Here is a 23,445-nt window from a genome sequence, read left to right as displayed (position 1 = left end):
GGAACGTTGGAGGAGTACGTCTTGGTGCCGCCAGGCCAGTCGCAGGAGCGTTGCGCCGGCGGGCTGCATCGGCTCGGAGCAGGCGAGGCGATCCACCTGATCCGCGGTGAAGGGAATGCCGGTTGAGCGTCCCGTGGCGACTTCCAGCCCGATTCGGTGGCCTTCGTCGTTGGTGGAGAGGATCCGCTGGAACATCTCGTCGAACAGCTCGGCGTCGAATCCAGTGCCGGCGGGCGAGCAGAGGGGGCCGGGAGCAAGCGGCCGGATGGGCTCTCGACCAGGATCCGCGTGGTTGACGCGAAGCGGTGATTGTTGAGGAGGGCCCGAACCTGTTGGCACTGTTCGGCTGTCGTCGACTCACCTTAGTGCTGAGGCTCGTTCGTCCAGCTGATCGTCTGTGCTTGCGGAGTCACGGTGATTTCGAAGCACTCCAGCGGTGGTGCGCCGTCGGTGTACCACTGCGAGAGGTACTTCTCGATGTCGTCCCACAGCCGGTCCGGGCCGCCCTGACGGACCATCCAGCCGCCCGCCGCCGGGGAGAGCACCGCCCACGATCCGGCTCCGACATCGATCAGGAGGTATTCGTCCAGGCCGTCGCGGTGCAGCATGAGCTTCTGAGCCCGGGGCGCGGCGATCTGGGCGACGAAGCGAGCCGTCCAGTCGTCCAGGGCCTCCGGCCCGTACGTGGCGTCCCGGGCAACACCCGAGTCCAGGTCCGGCAACAGCCCGAGGGGCGGCGGCTGGTGGGGCCGGGCGAACATGAAGGAGACCTCGCCCCCGAGGAACCGGCCGACAGCCGTCCCGTCCTCCTGGACCGTGAGCCGGGCCAGCTCCGAGGAGTGCATCCAGCCACCCACGGTGGCCAGGATCACGCCGCCAGACTTGGTCTGCTCGATCCACTGCATCGGGATGGTGTGTACCTCGCACGTCGCGATCAAGCGGTCGTACGGCGCATCGACCGGGTGGCCTACGAGTCCATCGCCGACGACGAGGTTCGGCCAGTAGCCGAGCCCTCCGAGAGCCGCGCCGGCCCGCCCGGAGACGTCCGGGTCGACTTCGATGGAGGTCACCTGCTCGTCACCGAGGAGGTGCGTCAGTAGGGCGGTGGAGTAGCCAGTCCCGGTGCCGATTTCCAGGACTGACATGCCTTCCGACACCTGGAGGTCCTGAAGCATGCGGACCACGAGGCCCGGCATGGTGGAGGAGGACGTGGGCGCTTGCAGAAGGCGTCCGTCCAACTGGAACGGAAAGATCACACCACTGAGTTGAGTCACCAGGCTGTCGTCCTCGTACACGCGCCGGATCAGTCCCGGCTCGTCGGTGAGCGAGGCGGACCGGTACCACCCGCCATCGTCGTGCTCGAACCACCCGCCCGCGAGGAACGCTTCACGTGGGACGGCCAGCATCGCCGCCTCCCATTCGGGGCTACGGATCACCCCCTCCTCCTTGAGCTGGGCGACGAGCTTCGCCCTCAGACCCTCGGACGGCACGTCGATCATGCGGCCTCTCCATTCTCCAGAAGGTCGGCAATCGCGGTCGTGATCGGCAGCTGGGCCGCATGCTCAAGCCATGCCCACTGGCCATTGGGGTTGCATTCCAGGAACCACCACTCGCCATCGGCGGTCACCGCGAAGTCGAACGCGCCGAACTTCAGGCCGAATTCGCGGAGGAAGAGCAGCAGAGCCGACCGGACCGATTCAGGGCACTCAACCGCCTCGTAGGTGAGGTGACGGTACGCGCTGCGCCAGTCCACCACGCCCTCCGGGGCCCTGATCAGCGAGCAGAACACCCGATCGCCCACGACCACCGCCCTGACGTCGGAGACCTTGGCCACCTGCTCCTGGAACAAGTGGGTACAGCCGGTCACCCGGTTGTCGATGTCCACCGGGTCGACCACTGCTGCCCAGATACCCGCAGATTCACCGCCGACATGGTAGGGGCCGGCATGGAGGGGCTTGTAGATCGTAGGCCGACCGGATGCGAACGACCTCGCCGTGACTGGATCATTGGTGATCAAGGTTTCGGGCACGGGTAGCCCGAACCGTGCTGCGACGGTAAGTTGTTCGGGCTTGTACTCGGCTCGGGCGATGGCCTGTGGATGGCTCAGGTAGAGGCATTCAGGCAGTGCCGCGAGCACGCCGCCCAGGCCTCGGCGCGTTTCGTTCGCCGCGAAGCGGTCGGCCTGATCTTCGGTGCCGGGAAGATGAGGACTCGGCCGGCGGTGGTAGAGCGCGCGCACCCTGCCGAGTTCGGCCGCTCGGTCGCCGGCGCGTAGCGTCCCCGTCAGCCCGCCGGCGCCGAATCGAGCCGCGAGGGTGGCGATTCCGGGGAGGTCCTTCCCGGGGTCCAGCCGCAGAACGGGCACCCGGCGCCGGTTCAGCTCCGCGATGACGAGATCGGCCGTCGGGTCCTCGTGCTCGGTGGAAACGAGCACCGGGTGTCCGTTCATGGTCCTGCCTCTCAGTCCTGCGAAGCGTCGTGGCCGGAGTCGCCGTCCACCTTGCCGTCCTTGCCCTGCTGGGTCGGCGGGTAGGTGTTCACGGACGTGCCGTGCTTACCGAGTTCGGCAGGGGTCATGCTCCCGTCCTCGCCGAACCACCGGCCGGTCTGGGTCTCCGGGTCCAGGCCCGCGTACTGCCACCGCGACGGCTCGCCGTTTCGCAAGGGCATCATGCGCCCGAAGCCCCAGGGGGCGATGGGTCGGAGATCGGTAATGATGCTCAACTTTCCTCCTGTGTATTGTCGTTGGGAGGATTTACCGCTCTGGCATGCAAGACGCTACAGAGTCGAGATCAGGCCGTGAAGTGACCGCCGGTACGGGTAGCCGGCGCGAATTCCCGAAGTTGGGGGCTTTCATGAGGTCGACCCCAGGTGCATCCCTGACTGGCGGTCAGGGAAGGCCTCCGTGCTCGCGCGCGGTCAGCATCGCTGGGTACGTCTTCCGGGTGATACGAGAGCAGCTCGGCTTTACCCAGGAGGAGTTCGCAGTGAATCTGACGGTCTCGGCAGACACGATCGCGGGGTGGGAGAGTGGGCGACGTCCGCTCACGGCCGTGCCTGTCGGTCAGGTGCTCATGCTTGGCCGTCGGCTTCTGCGCATGGGCACGGCACCCGTGCTCATCCAGACATTGGAGCGGGCGTTCGAGGCCGACATGCTCCTGGCCGACATGCTCACGGAGGAGACGTATGCTCGGGAGAGTCTGATCGGATCAGTGGTGATGCGACGGGACCTTGTCGAGATCCTGGCATGGCCTCTCAGTGGGTTGGCGCCGAAGGCAATTCACTCGCTTCCGAAGCCGCCACGTGCACGAAGGGGGCCGGTGCCGGTCGGGCCGGAACTCTCCGCAGAGGACCGCGCGCGGTTCTTCACGAACATCCGGCGTACCGCTGCCGAAGCTCGGGGAGCGGACCAATTCCTCGTCCGCCGCCAAGCGCTCTACCTTGCGGGGTACGACGATCGAACCGACACACGGGAGTGGGTCGCTCAGCAGCAGTTGAACGAGCAACCTGGCGACTGGCTGGCCCGCTGGCTCAACGCTCGCTCCGTAGCCATGGTGTCCGCTCGCCACGGGGACCGGGACCGCATCAACCACTTCATCGACACAGCCCTCGCCGATGAAGCCGGCGCGATCGCGAACCTCAACTACTGGGCGTACTGGATCGGCGAAGTCGCGTACCTCGAACTCTCCGACGACTTCATCGGTGCGCCGAAGCCGGGCCCATGGTCGGGTGACAAGCTCCTGGCACACCTTGCCGAGGGCCTCGCACCTCAGCATGGATACGTGGAGCTCAACGTCCACACCGTGTGGTCCCTGCTCCAGGTTCGACCGAACCTGCTGCGCTTCGGAACCGCGGCTAACGCCCTTCGCGAGCGGCTGCCCATGATGTTGGATAGCCAGGAGGTCTCGCGACGCGGGCGACGAGAACTCGAAAGCATTCACTATGCGATCCGCCTTGCCGAGGCGTGAGAGGAGCCGGACAGTGACGGAGGACCTGAACGCGGTGGCGAGGTTCCTGTTCGAAGCCGGGACGCTCAAGCAGACCAAGCGCACAGGCTGGTGGATGGCCGGTGTCCGCGACCCCGAGTCGGTCGCCGAGCACTCCTGGCGGACCGCCCTGATCGCCTCGGTCATCGCCAAGCTCGAAGGCGCCGATCCGGCGCAGGCCGCGTTCCTGGCGGTCTGGCACGATTCCCAGGAAGCGCGCACCGGGGACGTCAACCACCTGGGCAAGAAGTACGCGCCGAGTGCGGATCCGGTGGCGGTGACGGCCGACCAAGTCGATGGAATGCCGGACGTCCTGGCCTCGACCATTCGGGATCTCGTCGCGGAGTACGAGTCGAAGGAGTCGTTGGAGGCGGTCTGTGCCCGGGACGCGGACAAGCTGGAGTGCATGATCCAGGGTGTCGAGTACAAGGCGCAGGGTTATGCGAACGCGCAGCGATGGATCGACAACAGCCGTGGCCGGCTCACCACGAAGACCGCGAATGATCTTGCCGATGCCATCCTGGCCACTGATTCCCTGGACTGGCTGCGGGCCGTTCTTGGCGAGAAGCCGATGTGACACGGTTGGCGGCAGGTTCCCTCCGGCCAGACGATCTCGACCGGCACGCCACGACTCCGAGCGAGGGCGACGACGTCTGCCGTCCCGCCCTGGCCGCGAGCCGGCAGGCCGTCCCAGACGGCAAGGAGCTTGTGGACGTGGTGTACGCCACGGCGTGAGGGATCCATGTCGGACCTTCCGATCGACATCAGATCGGACAGCACGCCATGGCTGTGTCCCGTCCCGTCACTGGAACCGAAGCCGGTCTCCTCGGGCGTCACCGGGCGCCTGAGTCGACGTGAGCAGGCCTCCCGGACGACCTCCTGCACCTCGGCCCGGGGATCGTGCCGGAGGCCCAGTAGGAGATCGCGGACTTGTCGTTCGAGTACTCCGCAACCGACGAAGCGCCGTGCCCCACGCAGGGTGGGGCACGGCGCTCAATCTCCACACTCTGGGTCAGGCGAAGAAGGCGTCCAGGATCTGCTGGGCGGCGAGCCCTGCCGGGAGGGTGCCGGCGCGGACCTGAGTTTCCAACTCGGGTGACAGCCGCCGCACTTCGGGGTTCTCGTGGAGGCGGGCGTAGAGCTGGTCGTGCACCATCGCCCAGGTCCACTCGACCTGCTGTTCCCGCCGCTTCGCCGCTAGGGCGCCCGTCGCGTCCAGCACCTTGCGGTGCTGCTGCAGCCGTTCCCACAGCACGTCCAGCCCCGCGCCGTCGCGGCCGCTGCAGGTCAGTACGGGCGGGGTCCACGCCGCGTCCGCGGGCTGCAACAGCCTTAGCGCGCCCGCGAGTTCGCGAGCGGCCGCCTTGGCGTCGCGCTCGTGCGGGCCGTCGGCCTTGTTGACGGCGATGACGTCCGCCAGCTCCAGCACGCCCTTCTTGATGCCCTGGAGCTGGTCGCCGGTCCGTGCCAGGCTGAGCAGCAGGAAGGTGTCGACCATCCCCGCCACCGCGGTCTCGGACTGTCCGACGCCCACCGTTTCGATGAGGACGACGTCGTAGCCCGCCGCCTCCATCACCACCATGGACTCCCGGGTGGCCTTGGCGACTCCGCCGAGCGTCCCCGAGGTGGGGGACGGCCGGACGAACGCGGCGGGGTCGACGGCGAGGCGCTCCATCCGGGTCTTGTCGCCGAGGATGGAGCCGCCCGTCCGGCTGGACGTCGGGTCGACGGCGAGGACCGCGACCCGGTGGCCCTGGCCCGTGAGCATGGTGCCGAAGGAGTCGATGAAGGTCGACTTGCCGACACCGGGCACGCCGGTGATGCCCACCCGGACGGCGCCGCCCGCGTGCGGCAGCAGCCGTTGGAGCAGCTGCTGCGCGAGTACGCGGTGGTCGGGCCGGGAGGACTCGACGAGGGTGACGGCGCGCGCGATCCAGGCGCGCGAGCCGTCCAGGACACCCGTCACGTAGCTGTCGAGGTCGATCGTCCGCGGAGGCATGGGATCAGGCGATCACAGCTCGTGGCCGAGATCGGCCGCCAGGGACTTCAGCAGGTCGTACGCCGCGTCCGGGATGACCGTTCCCGGCGGGAAGACCGCTGCCGCGCCGGCCTCGTACAGGGCGTCGAAGTCCTGCGGCGGGATGACCCCGCCCACCACGATGGTGATGTCCTCCCGTCCTGCCGCGGCGAGTTCGGCGCGCAGCGCGGGCACCAGGGTCAGGTGCCCGGCGGCCAGCGACGACACGCCGACGATGTGGACGTCCGCCTCGACGGCCTGGCGGGCGACCTCGGCCGGGGTCTGGAACAGCGGGCCGACGTCCACCGTGAAGCCGAGGTCGGCGAAGGCGGTGGCGATCACCTTCTGGCCGCGGTCGTGGCCGTCCTGGCCCATCTTGGCGACCAGGATGCGCGGTCGGCGGCCCTCGGCCTGCTCGAACCGCTCGACCAGGTCGCGGGTGCGCTGAAGGGAGGCCGACGGGCCCGCTTCGTCTCGGTACACACCCGAGATGGTACGGATCTGGCCGGAGTGGCGGCCGTACACCTTCTCCAGGGCGTCCGAGATCTCGCCGACGGTGGCCTTGGCGCGGGCCGCGTTGACGGCCAGGTGCAGCAGGTTGCCGTCCAGCGAGCCGCCGCGCTGCGGACCGGCCTCGGCGGCCGCCGTCAGTGCGCGCAGCGCATCCTGGCACGCGGTCTCGTCGCGCTCCTCGCGCAGCCGGCGCAGCTTCTCGATCTGGCGGGCGCGCACCGAGGAGTTGTCGACCTTGAGCACGTCGATCTGCTCGTCGTTCTCCACCCGGTACTTGTTGACGCCGATCACCGGCTGGCGGCCGGAGTCGATCCGCGCCTGGGTGCGGGCGGCGGCCTCCTCGACGCGCAGCTTGGGGATGCCCGCGTCGATGGCCTTGGCCATGCCGCCGGCCGCCTCGACCTCCTGGATGTGCTCCCAGGCTCTCGCGGCGAGGTCGTGGGTCAGCTTCTCGACGTACGCGGAGCCGCCCCACGGGTCGATCACCCGGCAGGTGCCCGACTCCTGCTGGAGCAGCAGCTGGGTGTTGCGGGCGATGCGGGCGGAGAAGTCGGTGGGCAGCGCGAGTGCCTCGTCCAGGGCGTTGGTGTGCAGCGACTGGGTGTGGCCCTGGGTCGCCGCCATCGCCTCCACGCAGGTGCGGGTGACGTTGTTGAACACGTCCTGGGCGGTGAGCGACCAGCCCGAGGTCTGCGAATGGGTGCGCAGTGAAAGGGACTTGGGGTTCTTCGGGTCGAACTGCTTGACCAGTTTGGCCCACAGCAGCCGGGCCGCGCGCAGCTTGGCGACCTCCATGAAGAAGTTCATGCCGATCGCCCAGAAGAACGACAGCCGCGGGGCGAAGGCGTCCACGTCCAGGCCCACGTCCAGGCCTGCGCGCAGGTACTCCACGCCGTCGGCGAGGGTGTAGGCGAGCTCCAGGTCGGCCGTCGCACCGGCCTCCTGGATGTGGTAGCCGGAGATGGAGATCGAGTTGTACCGGGGCATCTTCTGCGAGGTGTACGCGAAGATGTCCGAGATGATCCGCATCGACGGCTGCGGCGGGTAGATGTAGGTGTTGCGGACCATGAACTCCTTGAGGATGTCGTTCTGGATGGTCCCCGCGAGCTTCTCCGGCGGTACGCCCTGCTCCTCGGCCGCGACGATGTACAGCGCGAGGACCGGCAGCACGGCGCCGTTCATGGTCATCGACACGGACATCTTGTCCAGCGGGATGCCGTCGAACAGTTGGCGCATGTCGTAGATCGAGTCGATGGCGACGCCCGCCATGCCGACGTCGCCGGTGACGCGCGGGTGGTCGCTGTCGTAGCCGCGGTGGGTCGGCAGGTCGAAGGCGACCGACAGGCCCTTCTGGCCGGCCGCGAGGTTGCGGCGGTAGAAGGCGTTGGACTCCTCGGCGGTGGAGAAGCCCGCGTACTGGCGTACGGTCCAGGGCTGGTTGACGTACATGGTCGGGTAGGGCCCGCGCAGGTACGGGGCGATGCCCGGGTAGGTCTCCAGGAAGTCCAGGCCGGCCAGGTCGGCGCCGGTGTAGAGCGGCTTGACGCCGATGCCCTCGGGGGTGTCCCAGAGCAGCTCGCCGACGTCCTTGCCGGTGGACTGCCGCCAGGCGGCCTGCCACTGGTCGTCACTGACGGCGCCGTCGGCGGTGCCCGCGCCGTCGTCCAGCCCGATGCCGGTGAAGTCGGGGATCATCGGGCCGCCACCTTGGTCTCGTCGGTGCCGTCCGCACCGGTGATCTGGTCGAGGAGGGAGGTCAGGACGGCAATCGCGTCGCCCCCCGCGAAGATGAACTCGTCCACTCCGGAGGGGAGTTCGCCGAGCCGTCCGGCGAGCAGCACCCGCCTGGCGCCGGCCGCCTTCAGCGCCTCGGCCACGGGCGCGGCGTGCTCGGCGTACAGTGCGTCGCTGGAGCAGAGGCAGGCGACGGTGGCACCGGAGGCCCGGAACGCCTCGGCGAAGGCCGCCGGGTCGACGGACTCGGCCGAGGCCGTCGCGATGCCGCCCGCCTGGAACAGGTTGGCGGCGAAGGTGGTGCGCGCGGTGTGCGCGGAGGCGTTGCCGATCGAGGCGAGGAAGAGGGCCGGGCGGGCGCCGTCGACGGCGACCCGGGCGTCCGAGCGGTCCCGCAGCGCCTCGTAGGCCTCGGCGCGGCGCACCCGCGGCAGCCCGCCGCCGGGCGCGGCCGGGGCCGGTTCGCGGACCAGCGGCTGCTCGTCCAGGTGCGGGAACTCGCTGACGCCGGTGATCGGTTCGCGCCGCTTGGCGAGCCGCACGGACCGCTCCGCCCAGGTCGCGGCGATCCGCTCGCCGATGAGGCCGGCCTCCAGGGCGGCGCGCAGGCCGCCGGCCCGCTCGATCTCCTGGAACCAGGCCCAGGCGGCCCGCGCGAGCTCCTCGGTCAGTTGCTCGACGTACCAGGAGCCGCCGGCCGGGTCGATCACCCGGGCCAGGTGGGACTCCTCCAGCAGGATCGCCTGGGTGTTGCGGGCGATCCGGCGGGCGAAGGCGTCCGGCAGGCCGAGCGCGCTGTCGAAGGGCAGCACGGTGACGGAGTCGGCGCCGCCGACCCCGGCGGCCAGGCAGGCGATGGTGGTGCGCAGCATGTTCACCCACGGGTCGCGGGCGGTCATCATCACCCGGGAGGTGACGGCGTGCTGACGCTGCGCCGAGGCCGCCGTGCCGGCCCCCGAGACCTCGGCGACCCGGGCCCAGAGGCGGCGCGCGGCACGGAACTTGGCGATGCCGAGGAACTGGTCGCCGTCCGCGGCGTAGCGGAATTCCAGCTGGCCGAGCGCGTCGTCGACGGAGAGTCCGGCGGCGGTCAGCGCGCGCAGGTAGGCGACGCCGGTGGCCAGGGAGCAGCCCAGCTCCTGGGCGGGGGAGGCGCCGGCCTCGTGGTACGGGAGGGCGTCCACGGTGAGCGCGCGCAGGCCGGGGTACCCGGCGGCGCAGCGGGCGGCCAGCGTCGTGGCCTCGGTGAGCAGCGTCCCGGTGCGGGCGCTCTGGCCGGTGCGGGCCTGGAGGCCGAGCGGGTCGGCGCCGAGGTTGCCGGCGGCGGCGCCGGGGGAGACCTCGCGCTCCTCGTACAGCCGGAACAACTGCTCGGCGGCGTCGGTGAATTCGGCTCCGGCGTCGAGCGCCACGGCGGCCAGGTCCAGGTACACCCCGGTCAGCGCCTCGGGCAGGGCGTCCACCGGGAGGCCCGCGCCGCCGAGTTCCAGCCAGAGCGAGCTCACGCCGTGCTCCAGGTCGGCCAGCACGGCCTCGTTGGTGCGCCGGCGGTCCGGGTCGGCGTGCCGCTGGCGGACGTCCCACCCGGCCACGGCGGAGCCCTGCGGCCGGCTGCCGCGCACGAAGGGCGGGAAGCCCGGGTAGCCCGGGGCGGCGGCGGTGTCCTCGGCGGTGTACAGCGGGTGGGCGCTCAGCCCGTCCTGGAGCCGGGTGGTGAGCGCCTGCTCGGCGGCGGGGCCGTCCTCGGGCTCGGCACCGGACTTGCGCAGCACGCCCTGGACGAGCTGCTGCCACTGCTCACGGTGCGCGGCCGGGAACTCGGCTGCGAGGGGGAGCCCTTCGGGCGGGACCTTCATGTGCGCAGGTTAGCGCCCGTTCGCTGGGCCGCAGGAGGGGGATTCCGTGTGACCTTTCCCTCGGTCGGGCCGATTTCGGGCACTCGCCGGGGCGGGGAGTGTCATGGGGTGTCGGCGCAGGTGACGCCAGGGGTGGGAGGGGTGGGAGGGGGTGTCGTGACGGGTGGCAACCGGGGACGGCCGGGGAGCGACCAGGGAGCGGAGGGGCGGGGGAGGTGGTGGCGGCGGCCGGTGGCCGGTGGCCGCGGCGGGCGGGGTGGCCCGGGCCGTCGTCGGCGGGCGGCGGCGTCCGAGGTCAACGCCGATGGCACGGAACGCGATCGATGTCCCGTCATGCCGTCAAATCGTCATGATCAGGGGGATTGCGGAACCCGGGCCCTCATCTATTAAGTTACTTCGAAGAAGGTGGGCGGGGCAGCACCCCCCCGTTGCTCGCCCTGCCCGCCTTCGCTGTCCCCGGTCCCGGCCGAGCCGACTCCCCGCCCCGTCCGGACCGTCCCCAGATTCCCCCGAAGGAGGGCGACCGTCATGGGAAAGCGTCGCAAGCCCAACCCGCCGAGCCGGGCCCGCATGGCGGTCCTCACCACGGCCATGGCGGCCGGCGGCGCGGTCCTCGCCTCCGGCACCGCCCACGCCGAGCCGACCCCGAGCCTCGCCTCCGTCAAGGAACAGGTCGACCAGCTCAACGAGGACGCCGAGCAGGCGATCGAGAAGTTCAACGGCTTCCAGGAGAAGCAGCAGAAGCTCCAGGGCGAGGCCAACCTGATCCAGGAGAAGGTCGCCCGCGGCCAGGAGGCGATGAACGAGCTGCGGACCCGGCTCGGCGCGGTCGCCGCCGACCAGTACCGCAGCAACGGCATAGACGCGTCGGTCCAGTTGATGCTCGACTCCGACCCGTCCGCCTACCTGGAGCGCGCCGCGGTGCAGAGCCAGGTCTCCGAGTCCCAGGCGAACCTGCTCAAGCAGGCCCAGGACGAGCAGCGCAAGCTCGACCAGGACCGCGCCGAGGCCACCGCCACCCTGGCCGCGCTCGACTCGGTGGGCACGCAGCTGGCGGAGCAGAAGAAGGACATCCAGGGCAAGCTGGCCCAGGCCCAGGCGATGCTGAACAAGCTCAGCGCCGAGGACCGCGCCAAGATCAACGCCCAGCAGAACGCCGAGAAGGCCAAGGCCGAGGCCCAGCAGGCCGCCACCGCGGCCGCCAAGGACCGCGCCTCCCGCTCCGCCGACCGCCCGGACATGAACGCCCCGGTGCCGGCGGCCAGCGGCCGGGCCGCGACCATCATCGCCTTCGCCCAGGCCCAGCTCGGCAAGCCCTACGGCTGGAGCATGACCGGCCCCAACAGCTTCGACTGCTCCGGCCTCACCGGCGCCGCCTACCGCGCGGCGGGCGTCAAGCTCTCCCGGATCTCCCAGGACCAGTGGAACGACGGCCCGCACGTCGACCGGGCCAACCTCCAGCCCGGCGACCTGGTCTTCTTCTACGACGACATCCACCACGTCGGCCTGTACATCGGCGACGGCAAGATGATCCACGCCCCGCGCACGGGCAAGAACATCGAGGTCCTGCCGATCTCCGCGATGCCGTACAAGGGCGCCGTCCGCCCGGCCTGACCGCCGCGCCACCACCGGCCCGTTCCCGCTTCGGCGGGGGCGGGCCGTCGTCGTTGCGCGGGCATCGGACGGGACGGGCCGCCGTCGTCGTGGCGGCGCCGGTCGGGACGGGCCGCCGTCGTGGCGGCGCCGGTCGGGGGACGGGCCGGTCAGAGCGCGGCGAGCCGCTGCAGCAGGTGCGCCGGGTCGGTGAGGCCGCAGGCCCGGCGGACGGCGGCGTCGTGGGCGGCGGCGAGGGCGTCGAGGCGGGTCAGCCGGGTGCGGCCCTGGCGGGAGAGGTGGGCGGTGATCCGGCGGCGGTCCTGGTCGTCCTGGCGCCGGTAGACCCAGCCGGAGTCGCACAGCGAGTCCACCAGCCGGCTCAGGCTCGCCTGCGGGATCAGCAGGGCCTGGGCCAGCTCTCCCATCGCGTGCCCCAGGCCGTCCGCGAGGGCGCGCAGCAGCCGCCACTGGTCGACGGTGCAGTCCTCCTCGGCCAGGGCGGCGGCGAGGCCGCCGGAGAGCCGGCGGTGGGCCAGCGTCACCAGCTCGACCAGCAGTGGCTCGGGGGCGGCGGGACGGTCGCCGGAGGGCTCACTCGTGGACGCGCCCGCGGACTCGCCCGGGGACCGGTTCGTGGCCGGGCCGACGGGATCACCGGGACGGGCGTCGATCCCCGGCGCGGCACCAGCTGCGGTCATCGGACGCTCCCTCTCCGGCCTTTCCCGATATCGGCGGTACGACGATACTCGCACCGTGAGCGTCGAGGTGAGCTTGATCGATCCGCTCGACGCGCTGCACTCGGTACGGGAGGGGGCGGCGCTTCGGGTGGGCCTCGTCGTGCCGCAGTCCGGCCCGCTCGGTCTCACCGGCCCGTCCGCGCTGGACGGGGCGCTGCTCGCCGCGCACGAGGTCAACGCGGCCGGCGGTGTCCGGGGCCGCCCGCTGGAGCTGGTGCTGGTGGACGGCGGCGGAGCGCCGGGCCGGGTCGCCGACGAGGTGCGGCGGCTGCTGGACGCCGGGGCGCTGGACGCGCTCGCCGGGTGCCACACCAGCGATGTGCACCGGGCGGTGGAGAGCGTCGCCGCGGGCCGCGTCGCGTACGTCTTCACCCCGCCGCACGAGGGCGGTTCCCGGCTGCCCGGCGTGCTCTGCACCGGCATCGACCCGTACCGTCAACTCGGTTTCGCAGTACGGGATGTGACGGTTCGTCACAGAGTTAGCCGCTGGGCGCTGATCGGCAACGACTACATCTGGCCGCGCGCCGTCCACCGGGCCGCCGAGGGTCTCGCGGCGCGGGCCGGTGCCCGGGTGGTGCTGGAGCGGCGGGTCCCGCTCGGGGCGGTCGAGGAGATGCTCGACCCGCTGCTGGACGCGCTGCGCGCCGTCCGCGCGGACGCCCTGCTGCTCAGCCTGATCGGGCGCGACCTGGTGCACTTCAACCGGGCGCTGCGGCGCAGCGGTCTCGACCGCACGCTCGTGCGGCTCTCCGGCGCCCTGGAGGAGAACGGCCTGCTCGCGCTCGGCGGCGACGACACCGGGACGCTCTACGCCGCGATGCCCTCCTTCGCGACGCTGGCGGAGGAGTGCCGGCAGAGCCTCGCCGAGCGGCACCGGGCGCTGTGCGGCCCGTGGGCGCCGGTCCTGGACGCCTACGCGGTGGGCCTGTACGAGGGCCTGCACCTGCTCGCCGACCTGGCGGCCCGCGGGGCGCTGGCCCCGGACGGTCTGCTGGCGGCGGCCGGCCGGCTGCTGCGCCGCGAGGGCGCGGGCCGGGCGCGGATCCACCTCGCCCGGGCCGAGGGCCTCGGCTTCGCGGTGCTGCCGCACTGATTGCGGGTGCCTCCTTCCCGTCAGGTGGAATGCCGCGGCAAAACCCTTCCATCTGGAAATAGTTGCCTCTACAGTCTCCCCACACACCCGCAGGGTCGTCACGGAGAGAGAGCACCATGGCCGACACACCCGCGCCCCAGGGCATCGAGAGCTACGGCTACCAGCAGGAACTGCGCCGTTCGCTCGGCTTCACCGACCTGCTCGTCTACGGGCTGGTGTTCATGGTGCCGATCGCACCGTTCGGCATCTTCGGCGGCGTCTTCCAGGGCTCCGGCGGCATGGTCGCCCTGGCCTACGTCCTCGGCATGGTGGCGATGATGTTCACCGCCCTGTCGTACGCCCAGATGTCCCGGGCCTTCCCGATGGCCGGCTCGGTCTACACCTACGCGGGCCGCGGCATCGCCGCCCCGGTCGGCTTCCTGTCCGGCTGGATGATCCTGCTCGACTACGTGCTGGTGCCCGGACTGCTCTACCTGATCGCCGGCGTGGCCATGAACTCGCTGGTGCCGTCCATCCCGGTCTGGCTCTGGCTGATCGGCTTCGTGCTGCTCAACACCGTGGTCAACTACCTCGGCATCGAGACCACCAACCGGGTCAACAGGGCGATGCTGATCGGCGAACTCGTCGTGCTGGCCCTGTTCGTGGTGGTCGGGGTCATCGCCCTGGCCAACGGCAAGGGCCGGGGCTTCGACTTCACCCCGCTGTACGACCCGCACACCTTCTCGTGGAGCCTGGCCTTCGGGGCGGTCTCGATCGCGGTGCTCAGCTTCCTGGGCTTCGACGGCATCTCCACCCTCTCGGAGGAGAACCGCGACTCCGCCAAGGCCATCGGCCGGTCCATGGTCGCCGCGCTGCTGCTCGCGGGCACACTGTTCATCGTGCAGACCTGGGTCGCCTCACTGCTGGTCGCCGACCCCGACGCGCTGATCCGGGACGGCGACCCGAACGGCACCGCCTTCTACGACGCGGCCCGCACCGCCGCCGGCGGCTGGCTCGCCACGCTGACCGCCGCCTCCACCGCCGTGGCCTGGGGCTTCGCCAACTCGCTGGTCGCCCAGGCGGCCACCTCCCGGCTGCTGTACGCGATGGCCCGCGACCGCCAGCTGCCCGCCTTCCTGGCCCGGATCCACCCCACCCGCCGGGTGCCCGTCAACGCGACCCTGCTGACCGCCGGGATCTCGCTGGTGCTCGGCCTCTGGATGGCCTCGCGCGAGGACGGCATCACCCTGCTCAGCACCCTGGTCAACTTCGGGGCGCTGACCACCTTCCTGGTCCTGCACGTCGCCGTGGTCGTCCACTACCTCGTCCGCAGGCGCAGCAAGGACTACTGGCGGCACCTGATCGCCCCGGCGCTCGGCTTCGCGATCCTCGCGTACGTGGTCGTCAACGCCAACATCGCGGCCCAGCGGCTCGGCTTCGTCTGGCTGCTCGTCGGCGGGATCGTGCTCGCCGGGCTGATGGCGACCGGGCGCAAGCCCCGGCTGGCCGTCGCCGAGGCCGAGGCCGCCACCGACGGTTCCGCCGCCCGCACCGAGGCCGACACGAACGACGCCGCCACCGACGGTTCCGCCGCCACCGCCGCCGCCCCGAACACCGCCAAGGAGAAGCAGTGAGCCTGCCCGAGATCGTCCGGCTGAACCCGGCCCCGGAGGACTACGCCTACACCTTCGGCGGCCGCGACCCGCTGGTCACCGTCCGGCCCGGCACCGTCATCGAGCTGACCACCGAGGACTGCTTCGGCGGCAAGGTGCGCGGCACCGGCGACCTGCCCAGCCAGGTGTGCGTCTTCCCCTACCTCAACCCGGTCACCGGCCCGATCGCGGTGGCCGGCGCCGAGCCCGGGGACGTCCTCGCGGTGCACTTCGTGGAGATCACCCCGGCCCGGGAGTACGGCATCTCCAGCACCTTCCCGCACTTCGGCGCGCTGACCGCGACCCACTCCACCGCGATGCTCCACCCGCCCCTGGAGGAGCGGGTCTGGGTCTACGACCTGGACGTCAAGTCGGGCGTCTGCCGGTTCCGGGCCCGCACCGGCGACTTCACGGTGGAGCTGCCGCTCGACCCGATGCACGGCACGGTCGGCGTCGCCCCGGCGGCCGGCGAGGTGCTGGCCTCCATCACCCCGGGCGCGCACGGCGGCAACCTGGACACCCCCGAGATGCGGGCCGGCACCACCGCCTACTTCCGGGTCAACGCCGAGGGCGGCCTGCTGGCCATCGGCGACGGCCACGCCCGTCAGGGCGAGGGTGAGGTCTGCGGCACGGCGGTGGAGGCGGCGATGCGCACCACCGTGATCGTCGACCTGATCAAGGGCGGCGGCCCGGCCTGGCCCCGGCTGGAGAGCGACGACTTCCTGATCAGCACCGGCTCGGCCCGCCCGCTGGAGGACGCGTTCCGGATCAGCCAGCACGACCTGGTCGGCTGGACCGGTGAACTGCTCGGCCTCGACCAGCTCGACGCCTACCAGCTGGTCAGTCAGGCCGGGCTGGCTCCGGCGGCGAACGTCTGCGACACCAACTACACGATGGTCGCCAAGCTGCCGAAGAACCTGCTCGGCCGGGCCCGCGCCTACGACGGGCTGCACGACCGCCTGCGCGAGACCGCCGGGGCGTACCTGCGGCACCGGTAGCGGCGCCCCGCCGCTCCGGGCCCGCCGATCCGGACGCATCGGCCCGGACGTGCCGGTCCGGACGCACGACGTCGACCCGCGGGTTCGCCCGCGCGGGTCAAAGTCCCGGCAAATCCCACGGACCCCCACCCAGCCCCCACCCGGGGCCCGTCGGCACCCCCACGCCGACGGGCCCGCGGGGGCGCCCAGGGGCGCCCCGGGGTGTCTCAGGGGTGCGGCGCGCAGACCAGCAGGTACGGGAGCAGCGGCAGCACCGACACCCCGAACCGCCAGACCGGCCGGCGCCGTCCGGTCCCCGGCCGGGCCAGCCGCCGGACCCGGGCGAGCACCCCGGTGGACGCCACCCCCAGGGCCCCTCCGGCCCCGGCCCCGGCCCCGTCGGCCCCGGCGGCCGGAGCCGGGCCGCTGGTCGCCAACGCGCAGAGGGCGGACGCCAGTTCGTCGCGCGACGCCCGCTCCAGCGCCGCGTCGTCCGCCGCCATCTCCAGCAGCAGCGCCACTTCGGAGCGCCCCAGCCGGGCCAGCGGCAGCGGCCCGAGCAGCAGTGCGAAGGTGTCGGCCGGCAGCCGGAACAGGTGGTGGCGGCCGCGGATGTGCCCGTGCTCGTGCGCGACGGCCGCCGCGAGCTGCCGCTCGTCCAGCAGCCGCAGCGCCCCGCGCGACAGCACCACCCGGGAGCGGCGCCCGGGCAGGCAGTAGACGGTCGGTCGGCCGTGCTCCAGCACCAGCGCGTCCCAGCGCCGGTCCGGTACGCCGACCACGTCCAGTACCGTCCGATGCCGTCGCCGGTCCCGTCCGGTGCGCAGACCGACGGCCGTCACCAGGGCGGCGAACAGGGCCCCGCCGACGGTGAGCAGCCACCAGTCGTGGGTGTGCGGCAGGCCCGGCCCGGCCGGTTCGCCGTGCGGGGGGCGGCCGAACAGGTCGAGCAGCCCGAGCAGTCCGGCCGGCCGGTGGGCGAAGGGCTCCACCGCGTGGTGCGCGGTGAGCAGCAGGGCCACCGCGAACGAGGCCATCAGGGCGAGCCAGAGCGCCGCGCCCGTCGCCGGACGGGCCTGGAGCCGGACGGAGCCGGCCAGCCGGCGGGGCAGCAGGACGCCGGTCACCAGCAGGTGGAGGCAGAGCACCGCGAGGGTCACTCAGGGCCCCGGGACTTCACCTGTTCGAGGGCGGCGAGCAGGGCCGAGGCCTCGTCCCCGCTGATCCGGTCGATGAAGTGGAGCAGTGCGCCCGCCCGGTCGGGGGTGGTCTCCAGCGCCTGGTGCATCAGCCGGGCGGTGTACTCCTCGCGGGTGCAGGTCGGTTCGTACACCCAGGCGCGGCCGAGCTTGTCGCGGCGCAGCCAGCCCTTGGTGTGCAGGATGTCCGCGACCGTGGTGACGGTGGTGTACGCGACCGCCCGCTCCCGCTGGAGGTCGTCCACCACCTCGCGCACCGTGGCGGGCCGGCCCCAGGACCAGAACCGGTCCATGATCTCGGCCTCCAGATCGCCGAAGCCCCGTAGCACCGCCCTCTTCTCCCTCGCCGAGCCGACCACCGGCGCCTTTCGCCCGCCGGAACGCGGCCCATGGTACGGCGAGCGCCGGGCGCCCGCCCCCGGGTGAAGGGGACGGGCGCCCGGCGTGCCGCGGGTGGTGCCCAGGTGGTGGTCGGCGGGTGTGCAAGCCGTGTCCGAAGCCGCCGACCGGGGCTGGGGGCGGGCGGCTGCGGTCAGGGCGGCCACCCGCCCGGGACTCAGGACAGCCGCCGCCCGAGCGGGATGCGGGAGCGGGTGAACAGGGCCGCGAGCAGTCCCGCGACCACCGGCAGCAGCAGCACGATCAGCAGCAGCTCGCCCCAGGGCGCGGTGATCAGCGCGGGCTTGGCCCCGAACCCGCTGGCCCGGGACTTCAGCAGCCCCACCGCGGGCACGAAGCCGTTGACCGCGCCGAGCAGTGCGCCCAGCAGGGCGATCAGCGTGCACTGGAGGCCCGCCATGGTCCGCCGGATCCGCGGTGGCGCGCCGACCGCGGCCAGGGTGGCCTGGTCCTGCCGGGAGTCGGCGGCCGCCAGGCCGGTGGCGATCCCGGCCGCGCCGAGCACGACCAGTCCGGCGAAGCCGGTGAGCGCCAGGGTGAGCGCGTCGCTCTTCGGCTGGTAGCCGCGTTCGACCTCCAGCGTGGAGAAGCGGTCCAGTCGGGCGGCGGCCGCCTCGGCCCGTTGCTGCGCCTTGCGGTCGGGCGGGGTGGCGGGCAGCCAGACCGAGCCGGTCGGCCGGGCGGCGAGTCCGAGTCCGGGCAGGGCGGAGGGCAGCGCCAGGCCCTGGGCGAAGTCGGCGGCGGCCGGGTTGTCCACCAGCACCGCGTCGACCGGGACCTCCTGCAGGTCCGGCTTGGGTATCTCGCCGGGCTGCAGCGGAGCGCCGCCCCCGCCGCGCAGGATCATCACGGCCTTGCCGTCGGCGCCCACCAGGGCCCGGTCGAAGACCAGCAACTTCCCTGCGGCCAGAGCCTGTTCGGCGGCCGGGTCATGGATGCCGAACAGGTTGTGCAGCACGGTCGCGTCACCGGCGGCGAGGTGCGGCGGTGCGCCCAGGCCGCGCCGCTCCGGCGGGCCCTTGAGCTGGACGGTGCTGGCGCAGTTGTCGCAGAAGCGGTACTCCACCTGGCCGAGGTCGCCGCGCGGGCCGAGCCCGGACAGCTGCTTCTCCAGCTCGGCGCGCTCCTCGGCGAGCCGGGGCCCGTCGACGTGGCTGGTCAACTGGACGGCGCCGTACGGGGCCTGGGGCCGGTAGTCGCGCCGGTTCTCGGCGTCGGTGCTGGTGGTGTAGACGCCGATGGCGACGGCTCCGGCCACCGCGGCCATCACCGCGGCCACCGCCGGAGCGGTGCGGGAGCGGTGCCGCGCGGAGTCGCGCAGGGCCAGCCGGGGTCCGAGCGGCAGCCGGCCGGCGGCCCGGCCGATCAGCGCGATCAGCATCGGGGTGCACAGCAGCAGGCCGAGTTCGGCGATCACCGAGCCGCCGAGCACGGTGAGGGTGCGGGTGTCGTAGCCGCCGACGCCCGGCCGGTCGCGCTGCACCGAGGCCGCGCCGTACATCGCGAGCACCGCGCCGAGGGCGAGCAGTGCGAGGCCGGACACGGTGACCAGGCGGTTGGGGCCGCGGACGGTGTCCCGGCCGGTCAGCCCGGCGGTGACGCTGCGCCGGGCGGCCTGCAGCGCGGGCAGCGCGGCCGCGAGCAGCGCGGTGGCCAGGCCGATCCCGGCGATGGCGATCAGGTCCAGCGGCGGTACGGCGAAGTGGCCGAAGCGCGCGCCGCCGATCTGCTCGATCCACGGTCGCAGCACGGCGACCACCGCGGTGCCGAGCACCACGCCGACCACGGCCCCGGCCGCGCCGAGGACCAGGCCGCCGCCGAGCACCACCGCACCGACGTGGGCACGGCTCCCGCCGGCCGCGCCGAGCAGGGCGAGCTGGCGGCGCGAGCGGCGGGCGCCGACGGCGAACGCGGGCCCGGCGAGCAGGGCGACCTCCAGCAGGGCCATCCCGGTGACGGTGGCGACGACCATCCTGGTGTTGTTGGCGGCCGTCGGGTCGCTGTAGCGGTGGGCGTCCCGGTAGTAGGGGACGGCCTGCTCCGGCGGCGGGGAGAGTGCCACCGAGCGTGCGGTCAGGGTGTAGCCGTGGGCGTTGAACCGCTGGACCTCGGCCCAGCCGAGGGAGGCGCCGGACGGCAGCCGGACCAGCCAGGCGGACCGGGCGGCCGAGGGCTTCTGCGCGGTGGGTCCGGCGCCGGCCAGTGCGGTGCTCAGCGGGTCGACCAACTCGCCGGGCCGGGCGACGAGTTCGACCCGTCCCAGCTCGCCCGGGTGCTCCACGACACCGGTGATGGTGTAGGTGGTGCCCTCCAGGCCCTGGACGGTGGTGGTGGCGCCGGGCCGGAGCCCGGAGCGGTCCAGAAAGGCCCGGGTGACGGCCACCTCGTGCGGGGAGCCCGGGGCGCGGCCCTCGACCAGGTCGAGCCGGCCGCGCCAGACCGGGTCGCCGAGATCGGCCTCGGTGGTGAGGGTGCGGACCAGGCCCTCGGGCGAGGTCGCGCCGGCCTCCGGGCCGGGCCGGGCCGGGGTGAGCACGCTGCCGGGCGGCAGCAGCGAGGTGATCAGGGCGGCCGGGGCGGTGCTCGCGCCCTTCTCCTGCTCGGCCGTCGGCTGCTCCCCGGGGCGGGGCTGGACGGAGAAGGCGCCGTCCTCGGCGATCGGGGCCTGCTCGACCGTCTGGCCCGGGTCGAGCGAGGTGACCAGGGCGTCCGCGCCGCCCACCACCCGCTCGACCCGTTCGGCCGGGGTCAGCTGCCCGCTGCGGTGGACCACGTCGGCGCCGGTGACGCCGAGGACGGGCAGCGCGATCATGGCGGCGATCAGCGCGCTGCGGCCCTTGGCCCGCAGGGCGTCGCGGCGGGCGATGCGCAGGGCGACCCGCCAGGCTCCGATCCTCACGGTGCCACCTCGCCGAGCACGCCGGTCGGGTGCACCGCGGCGAGGCGGGCGGAGGACCGGCGGCCGGGGGTCTCCGAGGCGACCGCGCCGTCCCGCAGGTGGACCACCCGGTCCGCCCAACTGGCGTGGGCCGCTTCGTGGGTGACCATCATGGCGGCGGCGCCGGCGTCGCAGCGGGCGCGCAGGACGGCGAGCACCGCCTCGCCGGTGGCCGAGTCGAGGGCACCGGTCGGCTCGTCGGCGAGCACGAGCCGGCGCTCGCCGATCAGGGCCCGGGCGATGGCGACGCGCTGCTGCTGGCCGCCGGACATGTCGTCCGGGAAGCGGTCGGCGAGTTCCCCGATGCCCAGCTCCTCCAGCGCGGCCAGCGCCTCCCGGCGGGCCCGGCGGCCCGGGACGCCGTCGAGTTCGCGCGGCAGGGCGATGTTCTCGGCGGCGGTCAGGGCCGGGATCAGGTTGTAGTCCTGGAAGACGTACCCGATCGAGCGCCGCCGCAGGTCGGCGAGCCTGCCGCGGCCGAGGCCGCCGAGCGCGACCCCCTCCACCAGCACCTCGCCGCCGCTGGGCTGGTCCAGCCCGCCGGCCAGGGTCAGCAGGGTCGACTTGCCGGAGCCGGACGGGCCCATCACGGCGACGAACTCGCCCGGGTGGACGGCCAGGTCGATGCCGCGCAGGGCGTGCACCTCGGCGGCGCCCCGCCCGTGCACGCGGGTGACGCCCGCCAGGTGCAGGACGGGTGCGGGCCGGGTCGGATCGGTGTGGGACACACTTCCCCCTCGTGAGCTGCTCAACTGCATATGTCGGTGAACTATATATGCCGGAGGACGTGCTGCGCGGCGGGATGGTTCCCGGACGGTTTCCGGAGGGTTCTCCGGCGGGGGTGATCGGGTTCGGTCAAACTTCTACAAAGCTGTCGAGGATGTGGGCGGAAACCCGGCTCGGGTCGTTCGGGGGCGGTCTATGCTCGGGGCGGTTCGCGGTTCGCGGCTCGCGGTTCACCGCTCGGGGGGTCCGTGCCGTGCCGCGTCGCCGAGCGCGTCACCCGACGCGCGGTCAGCCCCGGGTGCGGCAACCGGCGGGGGGTCGGTGCGACCGCCCTGCGCGCCTACCCGTCGGCCGCGGCGGCGATGGCCATCATCGAGGTCGTCAAGACCGCGCGCCGAACCGTCGGCCGTGCCGACCGCACGTCACCGCCCGCCCCGCACGGACGGTCGGTGGGCGGCGGCTCGCCACCCGTCCGTACCCTCCTCCCGTGAAGGAGGTGCCGTCGTGCACACCCTGACCACCGTCGACTTCCTCGTCCGGCTCGCCACCGGCGTCGCCTGCGGCGCGCTGATCGGCGTCGAGCGCCAGTGGCGGGCCCGGATGGCCGGCCTGCGCACCAACGCCCTGGTCGCCGCCGGCGCCACCCTCTTCGTGCTCTACAGCGAGGCCGTCGTCGACACCGGCAGCCCCACCAGGGTCGCGTCGTACGTCGTCTCCGGCATCGGCTTCCTCGGCGGTGGCGTCATCCTGCGCGACGGCGCCGGCGTGCGCGGCCTCAACACCGCGGCCACGCTGTGGTGTTCGGCCGCCGTCGGGGTACTGGCCGCCGCCGGCAAACTGCAGCTGGCCGTCCTCGGCACGCTCGCCGTGCTCGCCGTCCACCTGGTGCTGCGCCCGGCCGGCCGACTGCTCGACCGGGCCCCGCAGTCCGGCAGCGACCCGGACTCCACCAGCCGCGCCACCATCCACCTGGAGTGCGACCGCAAGTCCGAGACCCACATCCGGGCCCTGCTGCTCCAGGCCCTCGCCGCCTCCGGACTCGCCCCGACCGGTCTGCGGGCCCGCCGCACCGACAGCGGGGACGCCACCAGCCTGCGGGCCACCGTCGCGATCACCGGGTCGGTCGCCCCGGCGCTCGAACAGGTCGTCACCCGGCTGTCGTTGGAGCCGGGCGTGCGCGACCTGCACTGGCACCTGGAGGACGAACCGGAGGACCCCGGCAATCCGGCGCTCGCCTGAGGCCGTAGTGCCGTAGCGCCGTAGCGCCGCAGTGCCGCAGTGCCGTGCAGCCGTGGCACCGAAGGCCCGGCACACCCCGGAACCGCCGCCCGACCCCACCCGAACCGACCGGAGGCCCGATGTTGACCCCCGACCCCGAGCACGGACCGCTGGTTCCGATGCTGCTGGTGCTGACCGTGGTCACCGGAGTGGTGGACGCGGTCAGCTACCTCGAACTCGGCCACGTCTTCGTCGCCAACATGACCGGCAACGTGGTGTTCCTCGGCTTCGCCCTGGCCGGTGCGGCCAACCTCTCCGCCACCGCGTCGCTGGCCGCCCTCGCCGCGTTCCTGCTCGGCGCGCTGGCCGGCGGTCACCTCGCCCGTCGCCTGCCCGGTCACCGCGGCCACCTGCTGACCGTCGCCGTCGCCGTCCAGTCGGCGCTGGTCGCGGCGGCCACCGTGCTGGCGGCCGCGGCCGGCCACACCGGCGACCCGGCCCGCTACACCCTGATCGGGCTGCTCGGCTTCGCCATGGGCGGCCAGAACGCGGTGGTCCGCGCCCTGAAGGTGCCCGACCTGACCACCACCGTGCTCACCATGACCATCACCGCCCTGGCCGCCGACCGCACCGGCCCCCGCCGTCTCGCCTCCGCCGTCTGGATGTTCGCCGGCGCCCTCCTCGGCGCCGTCCTCGTCCTCCGCGCGAACGTCCCGCTCGCCCTCGCCCTGGCCCTCGCGCTGCTCCTCGCCGTCGCCGCCCTCACCCACCGCGCGGCCGGGCCCACCCCCGCCCCGGCCTGGACCCGCCCCCGCTGACCGGGCG

The 23,445-nt window shown here is 72.9% G+C and carries 19 protein-coding genes; 8 read left to right on the top strand and 11 right to left on the bottom strand.

What is annotated here, in order from left to right:
• Nucleotides 1-362 precede the first annotated feature (362 nt).
• From tgmC to tgmA, 3 genes are read right to left on the bottom strand one after another with little or no spacing between them, the layout of a single operon-like run.
• Nucleotides 363-1,499, bottom strand: a complete 1,137-nt coding sequence (tgmC, locus tag ACFVUY_RS28310; protein ID WP_387734509.1) for an ATP-grasp peptide maturase system methyltransferase — start codon at nucleotides 1,497-1,499, stop codon at nucleotides 363-365.
• On the bottom strand, nucleotides 1,496-2,449 hold the full coding sequence (gene tgmB, locus ACFVUY_RS28305) for an ATP-grasp ribosomal peptide maturase (protein WP_380553567.1): 954 nt from the start codon (nucleotides 2,447-2,449) through the stop codon (nucleotides 1,496-1,498). Before tgmB ends, tgmC begins: the two co-directional genes overlap by 4 nt.
• An 11-nt stretch (nucleotides 2,450-2,460) precedes the next feature.
• A complete protein-coding gene (gene tgmA / locus ACFVUY_RS28300) occupies nucleotides 2,461-2,724 on the bottom strand; it encodes a putative ATP-grasp-modified RiPP (RefSeq protein ID WP_380553570.1) in 264 nt (87 codons plus the stop codon).
• 119 nt (nucleotides 2,725-2,843) lie between these two features.
• On the opposite strand from tgmA, the gene ACFVUY_RS28295 reads away from it, so the two are divergent.
• A complete protein-coding gene (locus ACFVUY_RS28295; protein WP_359898861.1) occupies nucleotides 2,844-3,968 on the top strand; it encodes a helix-turn-helix domain-containing protein in 1,125 nt (374 codons plus the stop codon).
• A 13-nt stretch (nucleotides 3,969-3,981) separates the two neighbouring features.
• Nucleotides 3,982-4,563 carry an HD domain-containing protein gene (locus tag ACFVUY_RS28290; RefSeq protein ID WP_359898752.1) on the top strand — a complete coding sequence of 194 codons (582 nt, stop codon included), beginning with the start codon at nucleotides 3,982-3,984 and terminating at the stop codon, nucleotides 4,561-4,563.
• Nucleotides 4,564-4,998: 435 nt separating this feature from the next.
• Here the strand turns inward: ACFVUY_RS28290 and meaB are convergent, their stop codons facing one another.
• Genes meaB through mutA form a run of 3 tightly spaced genes read right to left on the bottom strand, consistent with a single transcriptional unit; the run spans nucleotide 4,999 to nucleotide 10,106 of the window.
• Nucleotides 4,999-5,985 (bottom strand): methylmalonyl Co-A mutase-associated GTPase MeaB, encoded by a 987-nt coding sequence (gene meaB / locus ACFVUY_RS28285; protein ID WP_387734507.1) that lies wholly within the window; start codon nucleotides 5,983-5,985, stop codon nucleotides 4,999-5,001.
• Between the two features lie 12 nt (nucleotides 5,986-5,997).
• On the bottom strand, nucleotides 5,998-8,211 hold the full coding sequence (gene scpA / locus ACFVUY_RS28280; RefSeq protein ID WP_387734504.1) for a methylmalonyl-CoA mutase: 2,214 nt from the start codon (nucleotides 8,209-8,211) through the stop codon (nucleotides 5,998-6,000).
• Entirely contained in the window at nucleotides 8,208-10,106 is a 1,899-nt protein-coding gene (gene mutA, locus ACFVUY_RS28275) for a methylmalonyl-CoA mutase small subunit (RefSeq protein WP_387734502.1), read from the bottom strand. The genes scpA and mutA overlap by 4 nt, the downstream gene beginning before the upstream one ends.
• A gap of 528 nt (nucleotides 10,107-10,634) precedes the next feature.
• Here mutA and ACFVUY_RS28270 point away from each other — a divergent pair.
• Nucleotides 10,635-11,720 carry an NlpC/P60 family protein gene (locus ACFVUY_RS28270; RefSeq protein ID WP_359898744.1) on the top strand — a complete coding sequence of 362 codons (1,086 nt, stop codon included), beginning with the start codon at nucleotides 10,635-10,637 and terminating at the stop codon, nucleotides 11,718-11,720.
• Nucleotides 11,721-11,869: 149 nt separating this feature from the next.
• Here ACFVUY_RS28270 and ACFVUY_RS28265 read toward each other — a convergent pair whose 3' ends face one another.
• The gene (locus tag ACFVUY_RS28265) at nucleotides 11,870-12,400 is read right to left on the bottom strand and encodes a MarR family winged helix-turn-helix transcriptional regulator (RefSeq protein WP_387734500.1); all 531 of its coding nucleotides are present in this window, start codon (nucleotides 12,398-12,400) and stop codon (nucleotides 11,870-11,872) included.
• A gap of 55 nt (nucleotides 12,401-12,455) precedes the next feature.
• Here ACFVUY_RS28265 and ACFVUY_RS28260 point away from each other — a divergent pair, with 55 nt between their 5' ends.
• From ACFVUY_RS28260 to ACFVUY_RS28250, 3 genes are all read left to right on the top strand, one after another.
• Nucleotides 12,456-13,532, top strand: coding sequence for a substrate-binding domain-containing protein (locus tag ACFVUY_RS28260; RefSeq protein WP_387734498.1), 1,077 nt, complete (start codon nucleotides 12,456-12,458; stop codon nucleotides 13,530-13,532).
• Nucleotides 13,533-13,648: 116 nt separating this feature from the next.
• Nucleotides 13,649-15,145 (top strand): APC family permease, encoded by a 1,497-nt coding sequence (locus ACFVUY_RS28255; RefSeq protein WP_387734495.1) that lies wholly within the window; start codon nucleotides 13,649-13,651, stop codon nucleotides 15,143-15,145.
• Nucleotides 15,142-16,161: an acetamidase/formamidase family protein gene (locus ACFVUY_RS28250; protein ID WP_387734493.1), complete on the top strand. Its 1,020-nt coding sequence runs from the start codon at nucleotides 15,142-15,144 to the stop codon at nucleotides 16,159-16,161. The genes ACFVUY_RS28255 and ACFVUY_RS28250 overlap by 4 nt, the downstream gene beginning before the upstream one ends.
• A 206-nt stretch (nucleotides 16,162-16,367) precedes the next feature.
• Here ACFVUY_RS28250 and ACFVUY_RS28245 read toward each other — a convergent pair whose 3' ends face one another.
• The 4 genes from ACFVUY_RS28245 to ACFVUY_RS28230 all read right to left on the bottom strand — a co-directional run bounded on the left by ACFVUY_RS28245 (nucleotide 16,368) and on the right by ACFVUY_RS28230 (nucleotide 21,434).
• The gene (locus ACFVUY_RS28245) at nucleotides 16,368-17,300 is read right to left on the bottom strand and encodes a M56 family metallopeptidase (protein ID WP_387734490.1); all 933 of its coding nucleotides are present in this window, start codon (nucleotides 17,298-17,300) and stop codon (nucleotides 16,368-16,370) included.
• Nucleotides 17,297-17,668: a BlaI/MecI/CopY family transcriptional regulator gene (locus ACFVUY_RS28240; protein WP_387734487.1), complete on the bottom strand. Its 372-nt coding sequence runs from the start codon at nucleotides 17,666-17,668 to the stop codon at nucleotides 17,297-17,299. The genes ACFVUY_RS28245 and ACFVUY_RS28240 overlap by 4 nt, the downstream gene beginning before the upstream one ends.
• Before the next feature lie 227 nt (nucleotides 17,669-17,895).
• Nucleotides 17,896-20,637, bottom strand: a complete 2,742-nt coding sequence (locus tag ACFVUY_RS28235; RefSeq protein WP_387734484.1) for an FtsX-like permease family protein — start codon at nucleotides 20,635-20,637, stop codon at nucleotides 17,896-17,898.
• Nucleotides 20,634-21,434: an ABC transporter ATP-binding protein gene (locus ACFVUY_RS28230; RefSeq protein ID WP_387688458.1), complete on the bottom strand. Its 801-nt coding sequence runs from the start codon at nucleotides 21,432-21,434 to the stop codon at nucleotides 20,634-20,636. Before ACFVUY_RS28230 ends, ACFVUY_RS28235 begins: the two co-directional genes overlap by 4 nt.
• A gap of 472 nt (nucleotides 21,435-21,906) precedes the next feature.
• Between ACFVUY_RS28230 and ACFVUY_RS28225 the strand changes: the two genes are divergently transcribed.
• Nucleotides 21,907-22,641: an MgtC/SapB family protein gene (locus ACFVUY_RS28225; RefSeq protein WP_359898728.1), complete on the top strand. Its 735-nt coding sequence runs from the start codon at nucleotides 21,907-21,909 to the stop codon at nucleotides 22,639-22,641.
• Between the two features lie 119 nt (nucleotides 22,642-22,760).
• Nucleotides 22,761-23,438 (top strand): YoaK family protein, encoded by a 678-nt coding sequence (locus ACFVUY_RS28220; RefSeq protein WP_387734481.1) that lies wholly within the window; start codon nucleotides 22,761-22,763, stop codon nucleotides 23,436-23,438.
• Nucleotides 23,439-23,445: the final 7 nt, after the last annotated feature.

The sequence above is a fragment of the Kitasatospora sp. NPDC058063 genome (assembly GCF_042885395.1).
Lineage (GTDB): Bacteria > Actinomycetota > Actinomycetes > Streptomycetales > Streptomycetaceae > Kitasatospora > Kitasatospora lactacystinica.
Note: the sequence above shows the minus strand (reverse complement) of the source record. Positions and strands in the feature narration are given on the sequence as shown.